The 22,884-nt window shown below is 52.7% G+C and carries 17 protein-coding genes; 11 read left to right on the top strand and 6 right to left on the bottom strand.

What is annotated here, in order from left to right:
• The first annotated feature begins 10 nt into the window (after positions 1 to 10).
• Positions 11 to 889: an Hsp33 family molecular chaperone HslO gene (gene hslO, locus E0D98_RS05900; protein WP_001135574.1), complete on the top strand. Its 879-nt coding sequence runs from the start codon at positions 11 to 13 to the stop codon at positions 887 to 889.
• 134 nt (positions 890 to 1,023) lie between these two features.
• Here hslO and E0D98_RS05895 read toward each other — a convergent pair whose 3' ends face one another.
• Positions 1,024 to 2,748 carry a DUF4153 domain-containing protein gene (locus tag E0D98_RS05895; RefSeq protein ID WP_047086967.1) on the bottom strand — a complete coding sequence of 575 codons (1,725 nt, stop codon included), beginning with the start codon at positions 2,746 to 2,748 and terminating at the stop codon, positions 1,024 to 1,026.
• A 378-nt stretch (positions 2,749 to 3,126) separates the two neighbouring features.
• Here E0D98_RS05895 and pckA point away from each other — a divergent pair, with 378 nt between their 5' ends.
• Positions 3,127 to 4,749 carry a phosphoenolpyruvate carboxykinase (ATP) gene (gene pckA / locus E0D98_RS05890; protein WP_001265681.1) on the top strand — a complete coding sequence of 541 codons (1,623 nt, stop codon included), beginning with the start codon at positions 3,127 to 3,129 and terminating at the stop codon, positions 4,747 to 4,749.
• Between the two features lie 75 nt (positions 4,750 to 4,824).
• Here pckA and envZ read toward each other — a convergent pair whose 3' ends face one another.
• Entirely contained in the window at positions 4,825 to 6,177 is a 1,353-nt protein-coding gene (gene envZ, locus E0D98_RS05885; protein ID WP_001253696.1) for a two-component system sensor histidine kinase EnvZ, read from the bottom strand.
• On the bottom strand, positions 6,174 to 6,893 hold the full coding sequence (ompR, locus tag E0D98_RS05880; protein ID WP_001157751.1) for a two-component system response regulator OmpR: 720 nt from the start codon (positions 6,891 to 6,893) through the stop codon (positions 6,174 to 6,176). Before ompR ends, envZ begins: the two co-directional genes overlap by 4 nt.
• Positions 6,894 to 7,120: 227 nt before the next feature.
• Here ompR and greB point away from each other — a divergent pair, with 227 nt between their 5' ends.
• The 6 genes from greB (at position 7,121) to rpnA (ending at position 14,335) form a co-directional block, all read left to right on the top strand.
• A complete protein-coding gene (gene greB, locus E0D98_RS05875) occupies positions 7,121 to 7,597 on the top strand; it encodes a transcription elongation factor GreB (RefSeq protein ID WP_000856744.1) in 477 nt (158 codons plus the stop codon).
• A gap of 96 nt (positions 7,598 to 7,693) precedes the next feature.
• Complete coding sequence (locus tag E0D98_RS05870) at positions 7,694 to 10,015, top strand: Tex family protein (RefSeq protein WP_000980706.1); 2,322 nt, start codon at positions 7,694 to 7,696, stop codon at positions 10,013 to 10,015.
• Positions 10,016 to 10,452: 437 nt separating this feature from the next.
• The gene (feoA, locus tag E0D98_RS05865; protein WP_001200455.1) at positions 10,453 to 10,680 is read left to right on the top strand and encodes a ferrous iron transporter A; all 228 of its coding nucleotides are present in this window, start codon (positions 10,453 to 10,455) and stop codon (positions 10,678 to 10,680) included.
• A gap of 16 nt (positions 10,681 to 10,696) precedes the next feature.
• Positions 10,697 to 13,018: a Fe(2+) transporter permease subunit FeoB gene (gene feoB / locus E0D98_RS05860; RefSeq protein WP_000737014.1), complete on the top strand. Its 2,322-nt coding sequence runs from the start codon at positions 10,697 to 10,699 to the stop codon at positions 13,016 to 13,018.
• Positions 13,018 to 13,254 carry a [Fe-S]-dependent transcriptional repressor FeoC gene (feoC, locus tag E0D98_RS05855; RefSeq protein ID WP_000157586.1) on the top strand — a complete coding sequence of 79 codons (237 nt, stop codon included), beginning with the start codon at positions 13,018 to 13,020 and terminating at the stop codon, positions 13,252 to 13,254. The genes feoB and feoC overlap by 1 nt, the downstream gene beginning before the upstream one ends.
• A gap of 202 nt (positions 13,255 to 13,456) precedes the next feature.
• Positions 13,457 to 14,335: a recombination-promoting nuclease RpnA gene (rpnA, locus tag E0D98_RS05850; RefSeq protein ID WP_000039063.1), complete on the top strand. Its 879-nt coding sequence runs from the start codon at positions 13,457 to 13,459 to the stop codon at positions 14,333 to 14,335.
• A gap of 28 nt (positions 14,336 to 14,363) precedes the next feature.
• On the opposite strand, the gene bioH is transcribed toward rpnA, so the two are convergent.
• Positions 14,364 to 15,134: a pimeloyl-ACP methyl ester esterase BioH gene (gene bioH, locus E0D98_RS05845; RefSeq protein WP_001060076.1), complete on the bottom strand. Its 771-nt coding sequence runs from the start codon at positions 15,132 to 15,134 to the stop codon at positions 14,364 to 14,366.
• Positions 15,135 to 15,171: 37 nt separating this feature from the next.
• On the opposite strand from bioH, the gene gntX reads away from it, so the two are divergent.
• The 3 genes from gntX to gntT all read left to right on the top strand — a co-directional run bounded on the left by gntX (position 15,172) and on the right by gntT (position 18,166).
• The gene (gntX, locus tag E0D98_RS05840; protein ID WP_024173917.1) at positions 15,172 to 15,855 is read left to right on the top strand and encodes a DNA utilization protein GntX; all 684 of its coding nucleotides are present in this window, start codon (positions 15,172 to 15,174) and stop codon (positions 15,853 to 15,855) included.
• 58 nt (positions 15,856 to 15,913) lie between these two features.
• A complete protein-coding gene (nfuA, locus tag E0D98_RS05835) occupies positions 15,914 to 16,489 on the top strand; it encodes a Fe-S biogenesis protein NfuA (RefSeq protein WP_000619389.1) in 576 nt (191 codons plus the stop codon).
• A gap of 360 nt (positions 16,490 to 16,849) precedes the next feature.
• Positions 16,850 to 18,166: a gluconate transporter gene (gene gntT / locus E0D98_RS05830; protein WP_001131758.1), complete on the top strand. Its 1,317-nt coding sequence runs from the start codon at positions 16,850 to 16,852 to the stop codon at positions 18,164 to 18,166.
• A gap of 44 nt (positions 18,167 to 18,210) precedes the next feature.
• Here gntT and malQ read toward each other — a convergent pair whose 3' ends face one another.
• Together malQ and malP are read right to left on the bottom strand one after the other, a co-directional pair.
• Entirely contained in the window at positions 18,211 to 20,295 is a 2,085-nt protein-coding gene (gene malQ, locus E0D98_RS05825) for a 4-alpha-glucanotransferase (RefSeq protein ID WP_000444354.1), read from the bottom strand.
• 9 nt (positions 20,296 to 20,304) lie between these two features.
• On the bottom strand, positions 20,305 to 22,698 hold the full coding sequence (gene malP / locus E0D98_RS05820; protein WP_000081909.1) for a maltodextrin phosphorylase: 2,394 nt from the start codon (positions 22,696 to 22,698) through the stop codon (positions 20,305 to 20,307).
• Positions 22,699 to 22,884: the final 186 nt, after the last annotated feature.

The following is a 22,884-nucleotide window of genomic DNA, read 5'->3' as shown; positions in this document are numbered from 1 at the left end:
AGAGATGATTATGCCGCAACATGACCAATTACATCGCTATCTGTTTGAAAACTTTGCCGTGCGCGGCGAACTGGTAACCGTTTCGGAAACCCTGCAACAGATCCTTGAGAATCACGATTATCCGCAGCCCGTTAAAAACGTGCTGGCAGAACTGCTGGTTGCGACCAGCCTGTTAACCGCTACGCTGAAGTTTGATGGTGATATCACCGTACAGCTGCAAGGCGACGGTCCGATGAATCTGGCGGTTATTAACGGTAACAATAACCAGCAAATGCGCGGTGTGGCGCGCGTGCAGGGCGAAATTCCAGAAAATGCCGACCTGAAAACGCTGGTCGGCAATGGTTACGTGGTGATCACCATTACCCCGAGCGAAGGCGAACGCTATCAGGGCGTGGTTGGTCTGGAAGGTGATACCCTGGCGGCCTGCCTGGAAGATTACTTTATGCGTTCTGAACAGCTGCCGACGCGCCTGTTTATTCGCACCGGCGACGTAGACGGCAAACCGGCTGCAGGCGGTATGTTGTTGCAGGTAATGCCTGCGCAAAATGCCCAGCAGGACGACTTTGACCACCTGGCGACGCTAACCGAAACCATCAAAACCGAAGAACTGCTGACCTTACCGGCAAACGAAGTGTTGTGGCGTTTGTATCACGAAGAAGAGGTGACGGTTTACGATCCGCAGGATGTGGAGTTCAAATGCACCTGCTCGCGTGAACGTTGCGCCGACGCGCTGAAAACGCTGCCTGATGAAGAAGTCGATAGCATCCTGGCGGAAGATGGCGAAATTGACATGCATTGTGATTACTGCGGTAACCACTATCTGTTCAATGCGATGGATATTGCTGAAATCCGCAACAACGCGTCTCCGGCAGATCCGCAAGTTCATTAATGAGTATGTCCGGCAGAGAGGGCTCTGCCGGATTTTACGACGTAATGGCCTGATGTGCTGCGCTTACCAGGCCTATGAAATAAATCGCAAATTATTGTTGGTCAGATACAGCGTCGTATCCGATAAAAGCGTTGTCACTTACTTAAGTTTATTTCCAGCGTTTCACCATCTACCGTCAGATCGCGCCACGCTTTAGGCTTCGTCCCCAGTTTTCCATCCTTCGCAGCTGTGAGTAATTTTTCTTTCGTTATTTCGTTCGGAAGTAAACTCATATCAAGCGCGTCCCATTCTTTTCTGTCTGAGTCAAAGCCATAGACAATGACTCTGTCATCATTAAAAGCAAACAGGATCCGCTCCGCCTGACCATCACTATTCAGATCTTGCTCGACCAGGACGCAGGCGTCTTTTTCAATACAGGTCATCACGTTATAGCGATCCTGGATTAAGGCCGACCAGAATGTCGCATCCGGTTTAACAGAACCAGGGGCAATTAACACATTATCGGCTAATACTTTTTCCGATACCTGTTGCTGAAGATGTTGCTCTCCATCTAACGCCATCAGCAGATCCCGCGCGCGTTTCGGGTCTTTCATAAACCCGGCATCGCTTTTCAGCGACTCAAGCGCCGCACGTCCATAGCGACCGCTCTGTTCGAGCATGTAGATAGTTACCTGGTCTGGCGTGTTTTTGCCGCTCTGATAACGCGCCATATGACTGTTCACGCTAATACGCATACTGTCCAGCACCGGCGAATTAAGAAGCACCAGTATCACCAACACCAATAACGAAACCGCAAGGTTCACTTTGCCCTGAAGAACAACGGGATTTTGCCCTTTACGCCAGACGATGCTGACAAAATACCCCAGCGACCACACCAGTAACACCAGCACCGCCAGCACGCCCTGCAAGCGGTCGACAGTCCAGCCGTACTGAGCGACCCGCAGCCATAACGCCCAGGCGGCGACGAACACATACAGCGGAGCAACCAGCAAAGCGGTTTTAATCAGGCAACGCAACGGCCCTGTCCAGGGAAGTGACGCTTTTTGCGGATCGCGGACAATAGCCATTAAGATCAATTGCAAAAAGGCCAGCGTTAACAGCAACCCGGCGGCGGAGATGTGGCGAGAAATCGCGCTCAGGCCCGTAAACGGCAGAGTGATGATAAACATCAGGGTTAGCAATGATACTAACGGCAGCAACCCCGTGGCGATTAACGTGAACAACTTTTGAATAGAGTCGATTAAACGTGACTGTGTTCGCGCGAGGATCACCGCCAGCGCGGTAACCAGACCTAACGTGAGATAAATAAACCAGTCGGTTGCAAAAAAGAGCGTATTGAAAAACGTGATGCCAACAAGTTTAAACAACTCACTCCACAGTAAAAGCACCAGCCACGTCAAGCCATTGGCGAGAAAAATCACCAGTAATATAAGTACGTTATGCCATACTGACTGGTAAAAATAGCGATAGCGGCTACTGTCATTGCGGATGCGAAGGCTTTGTTGTATCCACGGTAGCAACAACATTGCCATCAGCAGCAGATAGCAACCAAAATCCCAAAGCGCCTTTTCAGCTCTCCAGGGGTTCATGCCATCAGTTTGCCACTTCAGCCAGCCGCTCATCCCCAGCGTGGCAATAAACACCAGCGCCAGCCATCCCCAAAGGCGCTTCTGTTTAAAAGAGATCACGGAGAAGAGTAAAACGGATGAAAACGCAACGGTCGCAGGCACGCCATAAACAATCCAACTGTGATTTTTTCCGGCAAGCCAGGCGATCAACAGGTAGCAAACCAGCCCCTGAAGTAATCCGGTAGCAATCATCCCCCAGCGTGTTGCCGGTGAAAGTTCAACGTTATCCATGTTGGTTATCCAGAATCAAAAGGTGGGTTAATTATCGCATCCGGGCAGTAGTATTTTGCTTTTTTCAGAAAATAATCAAAAAAAGTTAGCGTGGTGAATCGATACTTTACCGATTGAATTTGCATCAATTTCATTAAGGAATGCGATTCCACTCACAATATTCCCGCCATATAAACCAAGATTTAACCTTTTGAGAACATTTTCCACACCTAAAATGCTATTTCTGCGATAATAGCAACCGTTTCGTGACAGGAATCACGGAGTTTTTTGTCAAATATGAATTTCTCCAGATACGTAAATCTATGAGCCTTGTCGCGGTTAACACCCCCAAAAAGACTTTACTATTCAGGCAATACATATTGGCTAAGGAGCAGTGAAATGCGCGTTAACAATGGTTTGACCCCGCAAGAACTCGAGGCTTATGGTATCAGTGACGTACATGATATCGTTTACAACCCAAGCTACGACCTGCTGTATCAGGAAGAGCTCGATCCGAGCCTGACAGGTTATGAGCGCGGGGTGTTAACTAATCTGGGTGCCGTTGCCGTCGATACCGGGATCTTCACCGGTCGTTCACCAAAAGATAAGTATATCGTCCGTGACGATACCACTCGCGATACTTTCTGGTGGGCAGACAAAGGCAAAGGTAAGAACGACAACAAACCTCTCTCTCCGGAAACCTGGCAGCATCTGAAAGGCCTGGTGACCAGGCAGCTTTCCGGCAAACGTCTGTTCGTTGTCGACGCTTTCTGTGGTGCGAACCCGGATACTCGTCTTTCCGTCCGTTTCATCACCGAAGTGGCCTGGCAGGCGCATTTTGTCAAAAACATGTTTATTCGCCCGAGCGATGAAGAGCTGGCAGGTTTCAAACCAGACTTTATCGTTATGAACGGCGCGAAGTGCACTAACCCGCAGTGGAAAGAACAGGGTCTGAACTCCGAAAACTTCGTGGCGTTTAACCTGACCGAGCGCATGCAGCTGATTGGCGGCACCTGGTACGGCGGCGAAATGAAGAAAGGGATGTTCTCGATGATGAACTACCTGCTGCCGCTGAAAGGTATCGCTTCTATGCACTGCTCCGCCAACGTTGGTGAGAAAGGCGATGTTGCGGTGTTCTTCGGCCTTTCCGGCACCGGTAAAACCACCCTTTCCACCGACCCGAAACGTCGCCTGATTGGTGATGACGAGCACGGCTGGGACGATGACGGCGTGTTTAACTTCGAAGGCGGCTGCTACGCAAAAACTATCAAGCTGTCGAAAGAAGCGGAACCTGAAATCTACAACGCTATCCGTCGCGATGCGCTGCTGGAAAACGTCACCGTGCGTGAAGATGGCACTATCGACTTTGATGATGGTTCAAAAACCGAGAACACCCGCGTTTCTTATCCGATCTATCACATCGATAACATTGTTAAGCCGGTTTCCAAAGCGGGCCACGCGACTAAGGTTATCTTCCTGACTGCTGATGCTTTCGGCGTGTTGCCGCCGGTTTCTCGCCTGACTGCCGATCAAACCCAGTATCACTTCCTCTCTGGCTTCACCGCCAAACTGGCCGGTACTGAGCGTGGCATCACCGAACCGACGCCAACCTTCTCCGCTTGCTTCGGCGCGGCGTTCCTGTCGCTGCACCCGACTCAGTACGCAGAAGTGCTGGTGAAACGTATGCAGGCGGCGGGCGCGCAGGCTTATCTGGTTAACACTGGCTGGAACGGCACTGGCAAACGTATCTCGATTAAAGATACCCGCGCCATTATCGACGCCATCCTCAACGGTTCGCTGGATAATGCAGAAACCTTCACTCTGCCGATGTTTAACCTGGCGATCCCAACCGAACTGCCGGGCGTAGACACGAAGATTCTCGATCCGCGTAACACCTACGCTTCTCCGGAACAGTGGCAGGAAAAAGCCGAAACCCTGGCGAAACTGTTTATCGACAACTTCGATAAATACACCGACACCCCTGCGGGTGCCGCGCTGGTAGCGGCTGGTCCGAAACTGTAATGATTTGAAGCTGGAGAATATCTATCCAGTATCTTATAGAAAGCAAAACGGGAGGCACCTTCGCCTCCCGTTTATTTACCCTTCTTTTGTCGTGCCCTGCGCCCGCGTTACCGGCACTGGCAGCCAGGCGCGAATGGAAAGCCCGCCCCGCTCGCTGGTGCCAAGCTCCAGCATCCCGTTATGGTTATCCACGATACGCTGCACAATTGCCAGCCCTAATCCCGTGCCGCTAATGGTGCGCGCACTGTCGCCGCGGACAAACGGCTGGAACAGGTGCTTACGTTGTTCCGGCGCAATTCCCGGACCGTCATCTTCCACCTGGAACCAGGCGCGATTCGGCTCCGTTCCGCTGCTGACTTTGATCCAGCCATTGCCATAACGGGCGGCGTTGACCACCATATTCGCCACCGCGCGTTTGATCGACAGCGGGTGCATTTTCACTTCAATGCTGCCGGGGTAAAGCGCGGTTTCAATTTCCCGCTCATAGCCACTTTCGGCAGCAATCACCTCACCGAGTACTGCATTAAGATCCGCCATTTCCATCGGCATCTCCTGCCCGGTGCGCAGGTAGTCGATAAACTGCTCAATGATGGCGTTGCACTCTTCGATATCTTTATTGATCGATTCTGCCAGATAGCCATCCTGCTCGCTCATCATCTCAGTCGCCAGGCGAATACGCGTCAGCGGCGTGCGCAAGTCGTGACTTACCCCCGCCATCAGCAGCGTGCGGTCATCCGCCAGTTGCTTAACACCAGCCGCCATATGGTTAAAGGCACGGGTAACGGAACGCACCTCCGAAGCGCCATACTCACGCAGCGGCGGCGGAATAATCCCTTTACCAACCTGCAAGGCTGCGTGTTCGAGATCGACCAACGGTCGGTTCTGGATACGAATAAACAGCCACGCCCCGCCTATCGCCAATAGCATAATCGCCAGCGTATAGCGGAACAGCGGAGAGAAATCGCCCTGATGAATTTCGGTCAGCGGCACGCGTACCCAGATATTGGGCGACAGCCAGGTTTTCAGCCAGACGACAGGCGAACTTTTGTTGACCTCAACGCGCACTTCCGTCGGGCCGCCCAGTTGCTGTGCCATCTGATGGCTTAAGAATTCATAGTGTTGCGCCCAACGCAGACCTGCCTCTTCGGCAGCCTCGTTGGAGTAGAGAGAGATCCCCAGCTCACGGTAGATCTCCCGACGGAAAGCGGGAGGCACAACCAACTGCGTGCCGTCCTCCAGTTGCAGTTTGTCGGTCATCAACATACGCACTTCGTACGCGAGGACTTTATTAAACTGCTGGAGGCTCGGCAAAATCGCGAAGTTCAGCACCACCAGATAAGTCGTCACCAGGCTGGCGAACAGCAAGGTGACGATGAGCAATAACGTACGGGCAAATGAACTTCGTGGCGAGAAGCGCAATCGCCTCATGCTTTAGAGCCGTCCGGTACAAAGACGTAGCCCAGGCCCCAAACGGTCTGAATGTAACGCGGATGCGCTGGATCTTCTTCTACCATGCGGCGCAGACGCGAAATCTGCACGTCGATGGAGCGTTCCATTGCGGAATATTCACGACCACGGGCAAGGTTCATCAGCTTATCGCGGGAGAGCGGCTCACGCGGATGGCTGACCAGTGCCTTCAGTACCGCAAACTCACCGCTGGTGAGCGGCATCGGCTCATCTTCGCGGAACATTTCGCGCGTACCGAGGTTAAGTTTGAACTTACCGAAAGCAATTACCGCCTCTTCCTGTGACGGTGCGCCTGGCAGTTCGTTCGCCTGACGACGCAGCACCGCACGAATACGGGCCAGCAGTTCACGCGGGTTAAACGGTTTTGGAATGTAGTCGTCAGCGCCAATCTCCAGGCCTACGATACGGTCCACTTCTTCCCCTTTCGCCGTCACCATAATGATCGGCATCGGGTTGCTCTGACTACGAAGACGTCGGCAAATCGACAAGCCATCTTCACCAGGTAACATTAAATCCAGTACCATAAGATGGAAAGATTCACGAGTCAGCAGGCGATCCATCTGTTCTGCATTAGCGACGCTTCGAACCTGGAAGCCTTGTTCGGTGAGATAACGTTCCAGCAGCGCACGCAGGCGCATGTCGTCATCGACCACCAGAATCTTGTAGTTCTCTTGCATTGTTTGTACTCCCAAAGGTTCGCAACAATTTGTAAGCGTGTATTCTTAAAAAAGCTCACGTTCGTCACCAGCTAAATCTGGTATGAATTTCAGCCTAAATTGTTACAAAGCATATTAAACAGCAGCTTAAGTATACAATTTATTCGGCGAAACATTATTGATTCTGTTGATATGATCACGTTATACCCAATGTGCGCATTATCAAACAGACAAAGGGAATCAACGAGATGAAAACGCCCCTGGTTACCCGGGAAGGGTATGAAAAACTCAAACAAGAGCTTAATTATCTCTGGCGTGAAGAACGCCCGGAGGTCACAAAAAAGGTGACCTGGGCCGCAAGTCTGGGCGACCGCAGCGAAAATGCTGACTATCAGTATAATAAAAAGCGTCTGCGTGAAATCGACCGTCGCGTGCGCTATCTCACTAAATGCATGGAAAATCTCAAAATCGTCGATTACTCCCCTCAGCAGGAAGGCAAAGTCTTTTTTGGCGCGTGGGTGGAGATTGAAAACGACGATGGCGTGACTCACCGTTTCCGTATTGTCGGCTACGATGAAATTTTTGGCCGTAAAGATTACATCTCTATCGATTCCCCGATGGCCCGCGCATTGCTGAAAAAAGAAGTCGGCGATCTGGCGGTGGTGAATACCCCTGCCGGGGAAGCGAGCTGGTATGTTAATGCTATCGAGTACGTGAAACCGTAAGGAAGAGTCTTAACCTCCTGCCGATGGCTGGCATTTTTGCCAGCCAGTCCGTATAACTATCCCCTGATTTTTGATCCGAAAAGATGAACTCAAACCATGATGAATGATTCGTTCTGCCGCATTATTGCGGGTGAAATTCAGGCGCGCCCGGAACAGGTTGACGCTGCCGTTCGCCTGCTTGACGAAGGGAATACCGTGCCGTTTATCGCACGTTATCGTAAGGAAATCACCGGCGGTCTGGATGACACGCAGCTGCGTAATCTGGAAACGCGTCTGAGCTATCTGCGCGAGCTGGAAGAGAGACGTCAGGCGATCCTCAAATCCATTTCCGAGCAAGGCAAACTCACCGATGATCTGGCGAAGGCCATCAACGCCACCCTAAGCAAAACCGAACTCGAAGACCTCTACCTGCCCTACAAACCTAAACGCCGCACCCGCGGGCAAATCGCCATTGAAGCAGGGCTTGAGCCGTTGGCTGACCTGCTGTGGAGCGATCCGTCACACACGCCAGAAGTCGCGGCTGCACAATATGTTGATGCCGATAAAGGCGTGGCAGATACCAAAGCCGCGCTGGACGGCGCGCGCTATATCCTGATGGAACGTTTTGCCGAAGATGCCGCGCTGCTGGCGAAAGTGCGTGATTATCTGTGGAAGAACGCGCATCTGGTCTCAACCGTGGTGAGCGGTAAAGAAGAGGAAGGGGCAAAATTCCGCGACTATTTCGATCATCACGAACCGTTGTCCACGGTGCCTTCTCACCGCGCGCTGGCGATGTTCCGTGGGCGTAACGAAGGCGTACTCCAGCTTTCGCTGAATGCCGATCCGCAGTTCGATGAGCCGCCCAAAGAGAGCTATTGCGAGCAAATCATCATGGATCACCTTGGCCTGCGCCTGAACAATGCCCCGGCGGATAGCTGGCGCAAAGGCGTAGTGAGCTGGACCTGGCGCATCAAGGTGCTGATGCATCTGGAAACCGAACTGATGGGTACCGTGCGCGAACGCGCGGAAGATGAAGCAATCAACGTCTTTGCCCGTAACCTGCACGATCTGCTGATGGCGGCCCCTGCCGGACTGCGTGCAACGATGGGCCTCGATCCGGGTCTGCGTACTGGGGTAAAAGTGGCGGTGGTCGATGCCACTGGCAAACTGGTAGCGACCGATACCATTTACCCGCACACCGGACAAGCCGCAAAAGCAGCGATGACTGTTGCTGCGCTGTGTGAAAAGCATAACGTTGAACTGGTGGCGATCGGCAACGGTACAGCTTCCCGCGAAACCGAACGTTTCTATCTCGACGTGCAGAAGCAGTTCCCGAAAGTGACCGCACAGAAAGTGATCGTCAGCGAAGCTGGCGCGTCGGTTTACTCGGCTTCCGAGCTGGCAGCGCAGGAGTTTCCGGATCTCGACGTTTCGCTGCGTGGCGCGGTGTCTATCGCCCGCCGTTTGCAGGATCCGCTGGCGGAGCTGGTGAAAATCGATCCGAAATCTATCGGCGTAGGTCAGTATCAGCATGACGTCAGCCAGACGCAACTGGCCCGCAAACTGGACGCAGTAGTAGAAGACTGCGTAAACGCCGTTGGCGTCGATCTCAACACTGCTTCTGTTCCGCTGTTAACCCGCGTGGCGGGCCTGACGCGCATGATGGCGCAAAACATCGTGGCCTGGCGCGATGAGAACGGTCAGTTCCAGAACCGTCAGCAACTGCTGAAAGTGAGCCGTCTGGGGCCGAAAGCCTTCGAGCAGTGCGCGGGCTTCTTGCGCATTAACCATGGTGATAACCCGCTGGACGCGTCTACCGTCCACCCGGAAGCCTATCCGGTGGTGGAACGCATTCTGGCAGCAACACAGCAGGCACTGAAAGATCTGATGGGTAACAGCAGCGAACTGCGTAACCTGAAAGCGTCTGACTTTACTGATGAAAAATTCGGTGTGCCGACAGTAACTGACATCATCAAAGAGCTGGAAAAACCGGGTCGCGATCCGCGTCCGGAATTTAAAACCGCTCAGTTTGCCGATGGCGTCGAGACAATGAACGACCTGCAACCGGGTATGATCCTCGAAGGTGCGGTGACCAACGTCACCAACTTTGGCGCGTTTGTCGATATCGGCGTGCATCAGGACGGCCTGGTTCACATCTCTTCATTGTCGAACAAGTTTGTAGAAGATCCGCATACCGTGGTGAAAGCGGGCGACATTGTGAAGGTGAAAGTGCTGGAAGTGGATCTTCAGCGTAAACGTATCGCCCTGACCATGCGTCTGGACGAGCAGCCTGGCGAAACCAACGCCCGTCGCGGCGGCGGTAATGAACGCCCGCAAAACAACCGCCCGGCAGCCAAACCGCGCGGACGTGAAGCGCAGCCTGCCGGTAACAGCGCGATGATGGACGCGCTGGCGGCAGCAATGGGCAAAAAACGTTAAACGCCCTGATTGACCCCTAAACCTGCGCGATAAGGTGTCCACGCCGCATCTGGCAACGAACGCCTTGTCTGACATAAAAGTGCCGGAGAATATCTCCGGCATTTTTATTCCACAGCCAAACTCACAATATATTCCGGCAACATTTATCACTTCATTAACAACTGAAACCTTAATTAAACATTAGCCAGTCCTGGTAATTCGCTATTCGAATTATATTTTCGCTGCGATATAACCTTGAGCCACATCAACATTGAGTCAGATTATTATTCAAACCAACATTCGCACACATTTTAAGTATTGCTGATAGAAACCATTCTCATTATCATTGTGTTGTTGATTATTTAATCTCTCCTTTGTTGGCAAATCATCTGGTCTCATGTCGCTGTCAAACGCCCCATGAGGTAGTTATCCAGTTAATGAGAAACAAGTAGGCACCTATGCAATACACTCCAGATACTGCGTGGAAAATCACTGGCTTTTCCCGTGAAATCAGCCCGGCATATCGCCAAAAACTGCTTTCTCTTGGCATGTTACCTGGCTCCTCTTTTAATGTGGTGCGCGTCGCTCCACTCGGCGACCCCATTCATATCGAAACCCGTCGTGTGAGCCTGGTATTACGCAAAAAAGATCTGGCCTTATTAGAAGTGGAAGCGGTTTCCTGTTAATACGGTGATAACAACAATGAAAAAATTAACCATAGGCTTAATTGGTAATCCAAATTCTGGCAAGACAACCTTATTTAACCAGCTCACTGGCGCACGTCAGCGTGTAGGTAACTGGGCAGGCGTTACCGTCGAACGTAAAGAAGGGCAATTCTCCACCACCGATCATCAGGTCACGCTGGTGGACCTGCCCGGCACCTATTCTCTGACCACCATCTCATCGCAGACCTCGCTCGATGAGCAAATCGCCTGTCACTACATTTTGAGTGGCGACGCCGACCTGCTGATTAACGTGGTGGATGCGTCTAACCTTGAGCGTAACCTGTACCTGACGCTACAACTGCTGGAACTCGGCATTCCCTGCATCGTGGCACTGAACATGCTCGACATTGCCGAGAAGCAAAATATTCGTATTGAAATTGATGCTCTGTCGGCGCGTCTTGGCTGCCCAGTGATCCCGCTGGTTTCAACCCGTGGTCGCGGTATTGAAGCGCTCAAGCTGGCGATTGATCGCTATAAAGCTAACGAGAATGTGGAACTGGTGCATTACGCACAGCCGCTACTCAACGAAGCAGATTCACTGGCAAAAGTGATGCCTTCCGACATCCCGCTGAAACAACGTCGCTGGCTGGGCCTGCAAATGCTGGAAGGCGATATCTACAGCCGCGCCTACGCCGGTGAAGCGTCGCAGCATCTGGATGCCGCCCTCGCCCGTCTGCGTAATGAGATGGACGATCCGGCGCTGCACATTGCCGATGCGCGTTACCAGTGCATTGCTGCCATCTGTGATGTGGTAAGCAACACCCTGACGGCAGAACCCAGCCGTTTCACCACTGCGGTAGATAAAATCGTGCTCAACCGTTTCCTCGGTCTGCCGATTTTCCTCTTTGTGATGTACCTGATGTTCCTGCTGGCTATCAACATCGGCGGGGCGTTACAGCCGCTGTTTGACGTCGGCTCCGTGGCGCTATTTGTGCATGGTATTCAATGGATTGGCTACACGCTCCACTTCCCGGACTGGCTGACTATCTTCCTCGCCCAGGGCCTGGGTGGCGGTATTAACACCGTGCTGCCACTGGTGCCGCAGATTGGCATGATGTACCTGTTCCTCTCCTTCCTTGAGGACTCCGGCTATATGGCGCGTGCGGCGTTTGTGATGGACCGCCTGATGCAGGCGCTGGGCTTGCCTGGGAAATCCTTTGTGCCGCTGATCGTCGGTTTCGGTTGTAACGTACCGTCGGTAATGGGCGCACGTACGCTTGATGCACCGCGTGAACGTCTGATGACCATCATGATGGCACCGTTTATGTCCTGCGGCGCGCGTCTGGCTATCTTCGCAGTATTCGCGGCTGCCTTCTTCGGGCAGAACGGTGCCCTGGCGGTTTTCTCGCTGTATATGCTGGGTATCGTGATGGCGGTGCTGACTGGCCTGATGCTCAAGTACACCATCATGCGCGGTGAAGCGACGCCGTTTGTCATGGAGCTGCCGGTCTACCATGTACCACACGTTAAAAGCCTGATTATCCAGACCTGGCAGCGTCTGAAAGGCTTCGTTCTGCGTGCTGGTAAAGTGATTATCATCGTCAGCATTTTCCTGAGCGCCTTCAACAGCTTCTCGCTGAGCGGAAAAATCGTCGATAACATCAACGACTCGGCGCTGGCTTCCGTCAGCCGGGTGATCACCCCAGTCTTCAAGCCGATTGGCGTGCATGAAGATAACTGGCAGGCAACGGTTGGCCTGTTTACAGGTGCAATGGCGAAAGAAGTGGTGGTGGGCACGCTCAACACCCTCTACACCGCAGAAAATATTCAGGACGAAGAGTTCAATCCGGCAGAATTTAACCTCGGTGAAGAGCTGTTCAGCGCGGTAGATGAAACCTGGCAGAGCCTGAAAGACACCTTCAGCCTTAGCGTACTGATGAATCCCATTGAAGCGAGCAAAGGCGACGGCGAAATGGGTACCGGGGCGATGGGCGTGATGGATCAGAAATTCGGTAGCGCAGCTGCCGCATACAGCTACCTGATTTTCGTCCTGCTGTATGTACCATGTATCTCGGTGATGGGAGCCATCGCCCGTGAATCAAGCCGTGGCTGGATGGGCTTCTCCATCCTGTGGGGGCTGAATATCGCTTACTCACTGGCAACATTGTTCTATCAGGTCGCCAGCTACAGTCAGCACCCAACTTACAGCCTGGTGTGCATTCTGGCGGTAATCCTGTTTAACATCGTAGTTATCGGTCTGCTGCGCCGCGCGCGTAGCCGGGTGGATATCGAACTGCTGGCAACCCGCAAGTCGGTAAGCAGTTGCTGCGCAGCCAGCACCACCGGTGATTGCCATTAATGGCTTCACTTATTCAGGTGCGCGATTTGCTGGCGTTACGGGGCCGTATGGAAGCGGCCCAGATAAGCCAGACATTGAACACTCCACAGCCAATGATTAACGCCATGCTGCAACAACTGGAAAGTATGGGCAAAGCCGTGCGGATTCAGGAAGAACCTGACGGCTGCCTCTCTGGCAGTTGTAAAAGCTGCCCGGAAGGAAAAGCCTGTCTGCGCGAGTGGTGGGCGCTGCGTTAACCTTACTCCATCGCCTGTTTTGGAAAGCCCGGTATGCGTCTGCATCCGGGCTTTTTTGCGTGCGGCTTTCCATAAAAATGCAACTCTTGCAGCACGGCGTAAGTTCCTTTGAAAGCATCTCGCAGGGATGAAAACTCGCTAATACACAGGTGTGGAGTGGCGCGTAGAGTCGCGGCATTCAAACAACAGGTGAAGGAACGCCATGAGCAAAAAGCAGAGTTCCACCCCACACGATGCGCTGTTCAAACTCTTTTTACGCCAACCGGACACGGCTCGTGATTTTCTTGCGTTTCATTTACCGGCACCCATTCACGCGCTTTGTGATATGAAAACCCTCAAGCTGGAGTCGAGCAGCTTTATTGATGACGATCTGCGTGAAAGCTATTCCGATGTGCTGTGGTCGGTGAAAACGGAACAAGGACCAGGATACATCTATTGTCTGATTGAACATCAAAGCACCTCAAACAAACTGATCGCATTTCGCATGATGCGTTACGCTATTGCCGCAATGCAAAATCACCTTGATGCTGGATACAAAACGTTGCCGATGGTGGTGCCATTGTTGTTTTACCACGGTATTGAAAGCCCCTATCCCTATTCGCTGTGTTGGCTGGATTGTTTCGCCGATCCCAAACTGGCAAGGCAGCTTTATGCCTCCGCATTTCCGCTGATTGATGTCACCGTCATGCCTGATGATGAAATCATGCAGCACCGACGTATGGCGCTGCTGGAGTTAATTCAAAAACATATTCGTCAACGCGATCTGATGGGGCTGGTAGAGCAAATGGCCTGCTTATTAAGTAGTGGATACGCTAATGACAGACAAATCAAAGGGCTGTTTAATTACATACTGCAAACCGGCGACGCGGTACGTTTTAACGATTTTATCGACGGCGTTGCCGAACGTTCACCGAAACACAAGGAGAGTTTAATGACAATTGCGGAAAGATTGCGGCAGGAGGGGGAACAATCCAAAGCCCTGCATATAGCCAAAATAATGCTTGAATCCGGAGTCCCTCTTACAGACATCATGCGCTTTACCGGGGTGTCAGAAGAAGAGTTGGCTGCGGCGAGCCAGTAAATTTCTGTCTCGCCATTTCAAAAGTTGCCTACACCCTCTGCTTCAACGCCACCAGCAGGTGACAAAACTCGACCGGATGCGAAATAAACGGCGCATGGGCCGCTTTGGCGAAGATATATGATTCGCTGTGAGGCCAAAGTTTATCCAGCATCGGCACCACTTTGCGCGGCACCAGACCGTCGAGATAGCCATACAATCGCAAAAACGGCATGGACACGTTTTGCAGCGGCTGACGGAGATCGACCGTTTTCAGGATTTCCAGCCCGCCATTAAGCACGTCAACCTCCGGCATCGGTAACGCCAGAACGGTTTTCTTCAACGCCCGCGCATCCTGGCGCGCCGTTTCAGTCCCCATGGTTTGTAACGCCAGGAACCGCTCCACTGTACGCTGAAAATCATCACTGAGTTGCTGCTGAAATCCCGCCAGCACGTCCGGTTTTATCCCCGGCCACTCGTCACGAGCACTAAAACAAGGTGACGACGCCACGGTGACCAGCGCCTGAACACGCTCGGGATGGGTTAAAACAATTTGGCTTGCCACCAGCCCGCCCAGACTCCAGCCTAACCAAATGGCTTTATCAGGTGCCTGTTGCAGCACGGCTTCGGCCATATCAGCAAGTGACAGCGCACCAAATCCCCGGCTACGCCCGAAGCCGGGCAGGTCAACAAGGTGCAGCGTAAAATGCGAGCTAAGTTCCTCGTCAATGCAACGCCACACTTCGGCATTCAGTCCCCATCCGTGCAGCAGCACAAGATGAACATTCCCCTGACCTTTGGTCTGCCACCAGATGTTATTCATCCGCTATTGTTCTCTTTTGACTTACAAGGATGAACATATGCTAACAGTACCGGGATTATGCTGGCTATGCCGAATGCCACTGGCGTTAGGTCATTGGGGGATTTGTTCGGTCTGTTCACGCGCCACCCGCACAGATAAAACGTTATGCCCACAATGTGGATTACCCGCCACACACTCCCATCTTCCCTGCGGTCGCTGCCTGCAAAAACCGCCGCCCTGGCAAAGACTGGTCACAGTTGCCGACTATGCGCCGCCGTTAAGTCTGCTCATCCACCAGCTTAAATTTTCCCGGCGCAGTGAAATCGCCAGCGCCCTGTCACGTCTGTTACTATTGGCAGTCTTGCACGCTCGTCGCACCACCGGGTTGCAATTGCCGGATCGCATCATCAGCGTTCCGTTATGGCAGCGGCGTCACTGGCGTCGGGGATTTAATCAGAGCGATTTGCTGTGTCAGCCGTTATCACGCTGGTTGCACTGCCAATGGGATAGCGAAGCCGTCACACGTACACGGGCCACTGCGACCCAGCATTTTCTCAGTGCCCGGCTGCGCAAGCGCAACCTGAAAAATGCCTTTCGTCTTGAATTGCCCGTGCAAGGTCGCCATATGGTGATTGTGGATGATGTCGTTACCACCGGAAGTACCGTCGCAGAGATTGCGCAGTTGCTTTTACGCAATGGTGCGGCGACTGTCCAGGTCTGGTGCCTTTGTCGAACCTTGTAGAGCCTCGATGATGGGCGTATTATAACCAACTAAAATAGTCAACTATTAGGCCATTACTATGATCCGTATTTCCGATGCTGCACAAGCGCACTTTGCCAAACTGCTGGCAAATCAGGAAGAAGGGACACAAATCCGCGTATTTGTGATTAACCCTGGCACGCCTAACGCTGAATGTGGTGTTTCTTATTGTCCGCCGGATGCCGTGGAAGCCACCGACACTGCCCTGAAATTTGACCTGCTGACCGCGTATGTTGATGAGTTAAGCGCACCATACCTGGAAGATGCAGAGATCGACTTTGTTACCGACCAGTTGGGTTCTCAGTTAACGCTGAAAGCCCCGAACGCCAAAATGCGTAAAGTGGCAGACGATGCACCGCTGATGGAGCGCGTGGAGTATATGCTGCAGTCGCAGATCAACCCACAGCTTGCTGGTCACGGTGGTCGCGTTTCGCTGATGGAAATCACAGAAGACGGTTACGCCATTCTGCAATTTGGCGGCGGCTGTAACGGTTGTTCCATGGTCGATGTGACGCTGAAAGAAGGGATCGAGAAGCAGCTGCTGAACGAATTCCCGGAGCTGAAAGGTGTGCGCGATCTCACCGAACACCAGCGCGGCGAACACTCCTACTACTAAGTTATCCCCTCTTTTGTAGATTGCCCGATGCGACGCTAAAGCGTCATTTCGGGCCTACGTTGAACATGTGCCAGACGTTGGCACAGCATTGCTTTGGCAAATCCCTCCCTTCGTTTCCCCGCGATAATATGACCAACCTCTCATAATTTAAATTTACCCCGCTCTGGTGATTCTCAAACGCCAGATGTTACCCGTATCATTCACATGGGTACCAAACATACTCCTGACATCTGACTACAATAATTAGTTTTAGTGGGTATCAGTCGTGGTGCCGCAATATCTCTGTTCCCGATTGGGATAATTAGAGTTTGTCGTCAGAAAATTGACGTTACCCATAACAAATGAAAGGCCAGGTAAATCATGCCATTAGTCATTGTTGCTATCGGTGTAATCTTGTTGTTGCTCCTGATGATCCGCTTCAAAATGAACGGCTTCATCGCTCTCGTCCTCGTGGCGCTTGCTGTTGGATTAATGCAAGGAATGCCGCTGGATAAAGTTATTGGCTCCATCAAAGCCGGTGTCGGCGGGACGCTCGGTAGCCTTGCCCTGATCATGGGTTTTGGCGCAATGCTGGGCAAAATGCTGGCAGACTGCGGTGGCGCACAACGTATCGCCACCACGCTGATTGCCAAATTTGGTAAAAAACACATCCAGTGGGCGGTGGTACTGACCGGTTTTACCGTTGGTTTTGCCCTGTTCTATGAAGTGGGCTTTGTGCTGATGCTGCCGCTGGTGTTTACCATCGCGGCTTCTGCGAATATTCCACTGTTGTATGTTGGTGTACCAATGGCAGCTGCACTGTCTGTGACCCACGGCTTCCTGCCACCGCATCCGGGTCCGACTGCGATTGCCACCATTTTCAATGCCGATATGGGTAAAACCCTGCTGTACGGTACTATTCTGGCAATCCCGACCGTGATTCTCGCCGGTCCGGTTTACGCTCGCGTGTTGAAAGGTATCGATAAGCCAATTCCGGAAGGTCTCTACAGCGCGAAAACCTTCAGCGAAGAAGAGATGCCGAGCTTTGGCGTCAGCGTCTGGACTTCTCTGGTGCCGGTTGTGCTGATGGCGATGCGTGCGATTGCCGAAATGATCCTGCCGAAAGGTCACGCTTTCCTGCCGGTAGCGGAGTTCCTCGGTGACCCGGTAATGGCAACGCTGATTGCCGTGCTGATTGCGATGTTCACCTTTGGTCTGAACCGTGGTCGTTCAATGGATCAGATTAACGACACGCTGGTTTCTTCCATCAAAATCATTGCGATGATGCTGTTGATCATCGGTGGTGGCGGTGCGTTCAAGCAGGTGCTGGTAGACAGCGGCGTGGACAAATACATTGCTTCCATGATGCACGAAACCAACATTTCTCCGCTGCTGATGGCCTGGTCGATTGCTGCCGTACTGCGTATCGCGCTGGGTTCCGCAACCGTTGCGGCAATCACTGCGGGTGGTATCGCGGCACCGCTGATTGCAACGACGGGTGTTAGCCCAGAGCTGATGGTTATTGCGGTGGGTTCCGGTAGTGTGATTTTCTCTCATGTGAACGATCCGGGCTTCTGGCTGTTCAAAGAGTACTTTAACCTGACTATCGGCGAGACCATCAAATCCTGGTCGATGCTGGAAACCATTATCTCGGTGTGCGGTCTGGTAGGCTGTCTGCTGCTGAATATGGTGATTTGATAACACTGACTGCCGGATGCATCGCATCCGGCATCAACCGCACTCTACTTCTTCTTCGCTGCAGCTCTGCGCCGTCTGTCCAAATCCTTCAGCAACTTGTTCACGCCATCATCGGCAAACATCGTCTCAAGCGTTGCGGAAAGCTTGCGTCGCCAGTTTTTATACTGGTAACTGGTGCCAGGAATATTCACCGGTTCGGCCATATCCAGCCAGTCTTCCGGCTGTAGTCCTAACAGAGCACTGTTACTGTCGGCAATGTAGCGCTGCAAACCACGGTTCAGCGTCGGCGTCATCGACATCAACGATGCCTTATGCCCGGCACGTTTTGGCAGACAACCATATTTATGCAGTGCATCCAGCAGCCCTTGCTTCGCCAGTTCGCGATCCTGATACAGACCGCGCAGTACCACTTCATCCGGATACAGCCCCAGGGTTTTGCCCAGCGTTAGATCCCCGCTCTCCCAGTAACCGCGTAGCGTAGGCAGGTCATGTGTCGCCGCAACCGCCATCGACTGCTCCGGATACGCTTTCGGTGCACGGAACGTCTTCTCGTGGTCGTTTTCGAAATAGAGCACTTTGTAGGAGTACACACCGCTGCTGCGCAGCTTACCGACAATCTCTACCGGTACGGTACCGAGATCTTCACCAATCACCATACAGCGATGACGTTTACTTTCGAGTGCCAGAATCGAGAGCAGATCATCCACCGGATAGTGAACATACGCGCCCTGATCTGCCGTCTCGCCATACGGTATCCACCACAAACGCAGCATCGACATCACATGGTCAATTCGTAATGCGCCGCAGTTTTGCATATTGGCACGCAACAGCTCGATAAACGGTTCATAGGCACGCGCGGTGATGATATGCGGGTCCATTGGCGGTAATCCCCAGTTCTGCCCCAACGGGCCGAGGATATCCGGCGGCGCGCCAACCGACGCTTTCAGGCAATATAGTTCACGGTCACACCAGGTTTCCGCCCCACCTTCCGCTACGCCAACCGCCAGATCACGATACAAGCCAATCGGCATTTCATAGCCCTGGCTTATCTCCCAGCAGGCGGCAAACTGGCTGTAAGCCAGCCACTGCAACCAGAGATAAAAATCGACGTCATTACGATGTTCTTCGCAGAACTGACGCACTTCTGGTGAATCCACGTTCTGATACATCTCTGGCCATGCAGGCCAGCCCCAGCGCATTTCGTCCTCTTTCACTTGCTGGGCATGTAGCGCATCAAAGGCTGCCTGCCAGAACAGGCTGTCGCCCTGCTCTGCAACAAACTGGCGAAACGCGGTCATCTGCTCATCATCACGTTGCGCGAAACCTTTCCACGCCATTCGTAATGCTGTCATTTTTAGGGCGGTAACCGTGGAGTAATCGACCCAGTCGGCATCGCGCGCCTGTTGCAGCGTCTGTTGCGTGGTCGGCAACTGCCACCAGGCCTGAGCCTCTTCGCTAAGATGGAAATCTTCAACGGCGTTAACGTCGATATAAATCACATTCAGCCAACGGCGAGAAGACGGGCTGTATGGGCTGGCACTCTCCGGATTTGCCGGATAGAGCGCATGAATCGGGTTCAGGCCGATGAACGACCCGCCACGTTTTGCCACATCCACCAGCATCGCTTTGAGATCGCCAAAATCCCCAATACCCCAGTTTTTTTCCGATCGCAGCGTATAAAGCTGAACGCAGGCACCCCACAGCTTTTGTTTATTCAGCAACGCCTGCGGTTCGTAACAGCGTTTCGGGGCGACAATCACCCGGCAATGCGCGCGCTGGTCGTCCTGGGTGAGTGTCAGCGTGTGATAACCTTCCGGCAGCTTCGTCGGTAGATTGAACGCTTTGCCCCCCGTTACATGGCCTTTGTACTGTGTTCCTTCTTCGGTGGTCAGCAGCCAGCTATATTCGCCGCTGCCCTCCACCACCATCGGCATTTTTTTGCCGCTGGTATAAACCATGACATTCGGGACTGGCGTTACCGCCACTTTCGTGGCGGTACGTTGATGCATCGCGTCAAGCAAACGCCGTTTGGTTTCGGCGCTAATCGACTGCGGTTTACCGTGGGCATTGATGTAATTGGGGCTAATCCCCGCCGCCAGCGCGGCATTATCCAGACGTTTGCTTTCCATCGAGCTTCCTTAGCGTTTTGCCTGCCAGATACGAGCCTGATAATCGCGAATAGAGCGATCCGAGCTAAACATACCGCAGCGGGCGGTATTGAGGATCGCCGCGCGAGTCCAGGCCTCCTGGTCGCGGTACAGCACATCCACCTGCTTTTGTGCCTCAACATAGGCTGCGAAATCCGCCATCACCAGATACGGATCGCCGCCTTGTTTGCCGATACTGTGCAGCATCTGGTCGAAGGCATGCTTATCGCCGTCGCTGTATTTACCGCTTTCCAGCTCTTTCAATACTGCGTCCAGCACCTTATCTTTCTTCCGCCATTTCACCGGGTCGTAGCCTTTGGCCAGAATAGCCTTCACTTGTTCCACGGTATGACCAAAAATAAAGATATTTTCTTCACCGACTTTCTCGGCGATTTCAACGTTCGCACCATCCAGCGTACCGACAGTAAGCGCACCATTGAGCGCCAGTTTCATATTGCCGGTACCGGAAGCTTCTTTACCTGCAGTCGAAATTTGTTCGGAGATATCCGCCGCCGGGATCAGTTTTTCCGCCGCCGAAACGCAATAATCCGGCAGGAACACCACCTTCAACTTATCGCCAACCAGTGGATCGTTGTTGATCACGTCAGCCACTTTGTTGATCGCAAAGATAATATTCTTCGCCAGGTAGTAGCCCGGTGCCGCTTTCGCGCCGAAGAGGAAGACGCGCGGTACGCGATCAGCCTGCGGGTTTTCACGAATTTCTTTGTACAACGCCAGAATATGCAGCAGATTCAGGTGCTGGCGTTTGTACTCATGCAGACGTTTGATCTGAATATCGAAAATCGCCTGTGGATTGATCTCAATACCGGTACGAACTTTCACAAACTCCGCCAGACGGACTTTATTCGCCTGCTTGATCTCGCGATATTGCTGACGGAATTTCGCATCATCAGCGAATTTTTCCAGATTGATCAGCTGATCGAGATCGTTAGCCCACTCTTTTTGCAGTGATTTATCCAACAGAGCCGCCAGTGCAGGGTTGCACTGTTTGATCCAGCGACGTGGGGTAATACCGTTGGTGACGTTATGGAATTTGTTCGGCCATAGCTGGTGATATTCCGGGAACAGATCTTTCACCACCAGATCCGAGTGCAGCGCCGCAACACCGTTCACCGCGAAACCGCCAACCACACACAGGTTCGCCATATGCACTTGTTTATCGTGCACCACCGCCAGTTTGGCCCACACTTTTTCATCGCCCGGCCAGGTTTTCTCCACCAGCGTTTTAAAGCGAGTATTAATTTCGTTAATAATCTGCATATGGCGCGGCAGTAAGCCTTTCACCAGTTTCACATCCCAGCGTTCCAGCGCTTCTGGCATCAGGGTATGGTTGGTGTAAGCGAAAGTTTTGCTGGTAATGGCCCAGGCGTCATCCCAGCTCATCTGGTGCTCATCGATCAGCACGCGCAGCAGTTCTGGAATCGCGATAGTTGGGTGGGTATCGTTCAGCTGAATAACTTCGTAATCCGCCAGTTCGTGCAGTTTACGCCCCGCCAGATGATGGCGACGCAAAATATCCGCTACCGAACAGGCACACTGGAAGTACTGCTGCATCAAGCGCAGCTTTTTACCGGCAGTATGGTTGTCGTTTGGATAGAGAACTTTGGTCAGTTTTTCCGCATTGATGCCCTGCTGTTCGGCACGCAGGAAATCACCGTCGTTAAATTTAGTCAGATCAAACGGATGCGCGTGCGTCGCCTGCCACAGACGCAGCGGCTGCGCCACGCCATTACGATAGCCGACAACGGGGAGATCCCACGCTTGACCGGTAATGGTAAACTCCGGCTCCCAGCGTCCGTCTTTCGTCACTTTACCGCCAATCCCTACCTGCACATCCAGTGCTTCGTTGTGGCGGAACCACGGGTAGTTACTGCGGTGCCAGTCATCCGGCGCTTCAACCTGTTTGCCATCGACAAAAGACTGGCGGAACAAACCATATTGATAGTTCAGACCGTAACCCGTCGCAGACTGACCGACAGTTGCCATTGAGTCGAGGAAGCACGCCGCCAGACGTCCCAGACCACCGTTACCCAGCGCCGGGTCGATCTCTTCTTCCAGCAGGTCCGTCAGATTGATGTCATAAGCCTTCAACGAATCCTGTACATCCTGATACCAGCCGAGATTCAACAGGTTGTTGCCCGTCAGGCGACCAATCAAAAACTCCATTGAGATGTAGTTAACATGTCGCTGATTCGCCACCGGCTTGGCGAATGGCTGAGCACGCAGCATTTCGGCCAGTGCTTCACTCACTGCTAGCCACCACTGGCGAGGAGTCATTTCAGCCGCAGAATTTAAGCCATAACGCTGCCACTGACGTGAAAGCGCTTCCTGAAATTGCTTATCGTTAAAAATAGGTTGTGACATAGGAGTTCCACTTTTCTTAGATTTTCAACACAACGTTATCGCTAGTTTGCCAGGCTCGATGTTGACCTTCCTCATCCTGCGGGGGATTAGGCAGGGAGGAGTTGCGGGGATGAGCAAGGAAATGTGATCTCAACCACTTAAAGCTAGTGCAAACCACAGGATTAGCAGCAAATCAATGCAATACAG

This window comes from Escherichia sp. KCJ4928 (assembly GCF_004352695.1).
In the GTDB taxonomy this organism is placed as follows: Bacteria; Pseudomonadota; Gammaproteobacteria; order Enterobacterales; family Enterobacteriaceae; genus ECMA0423.
The sequence above is the reverse complement of the archived record's forward strand: the minus strand, read 5'-3'. Positions and strand labels throughout refer to the sequence as shown.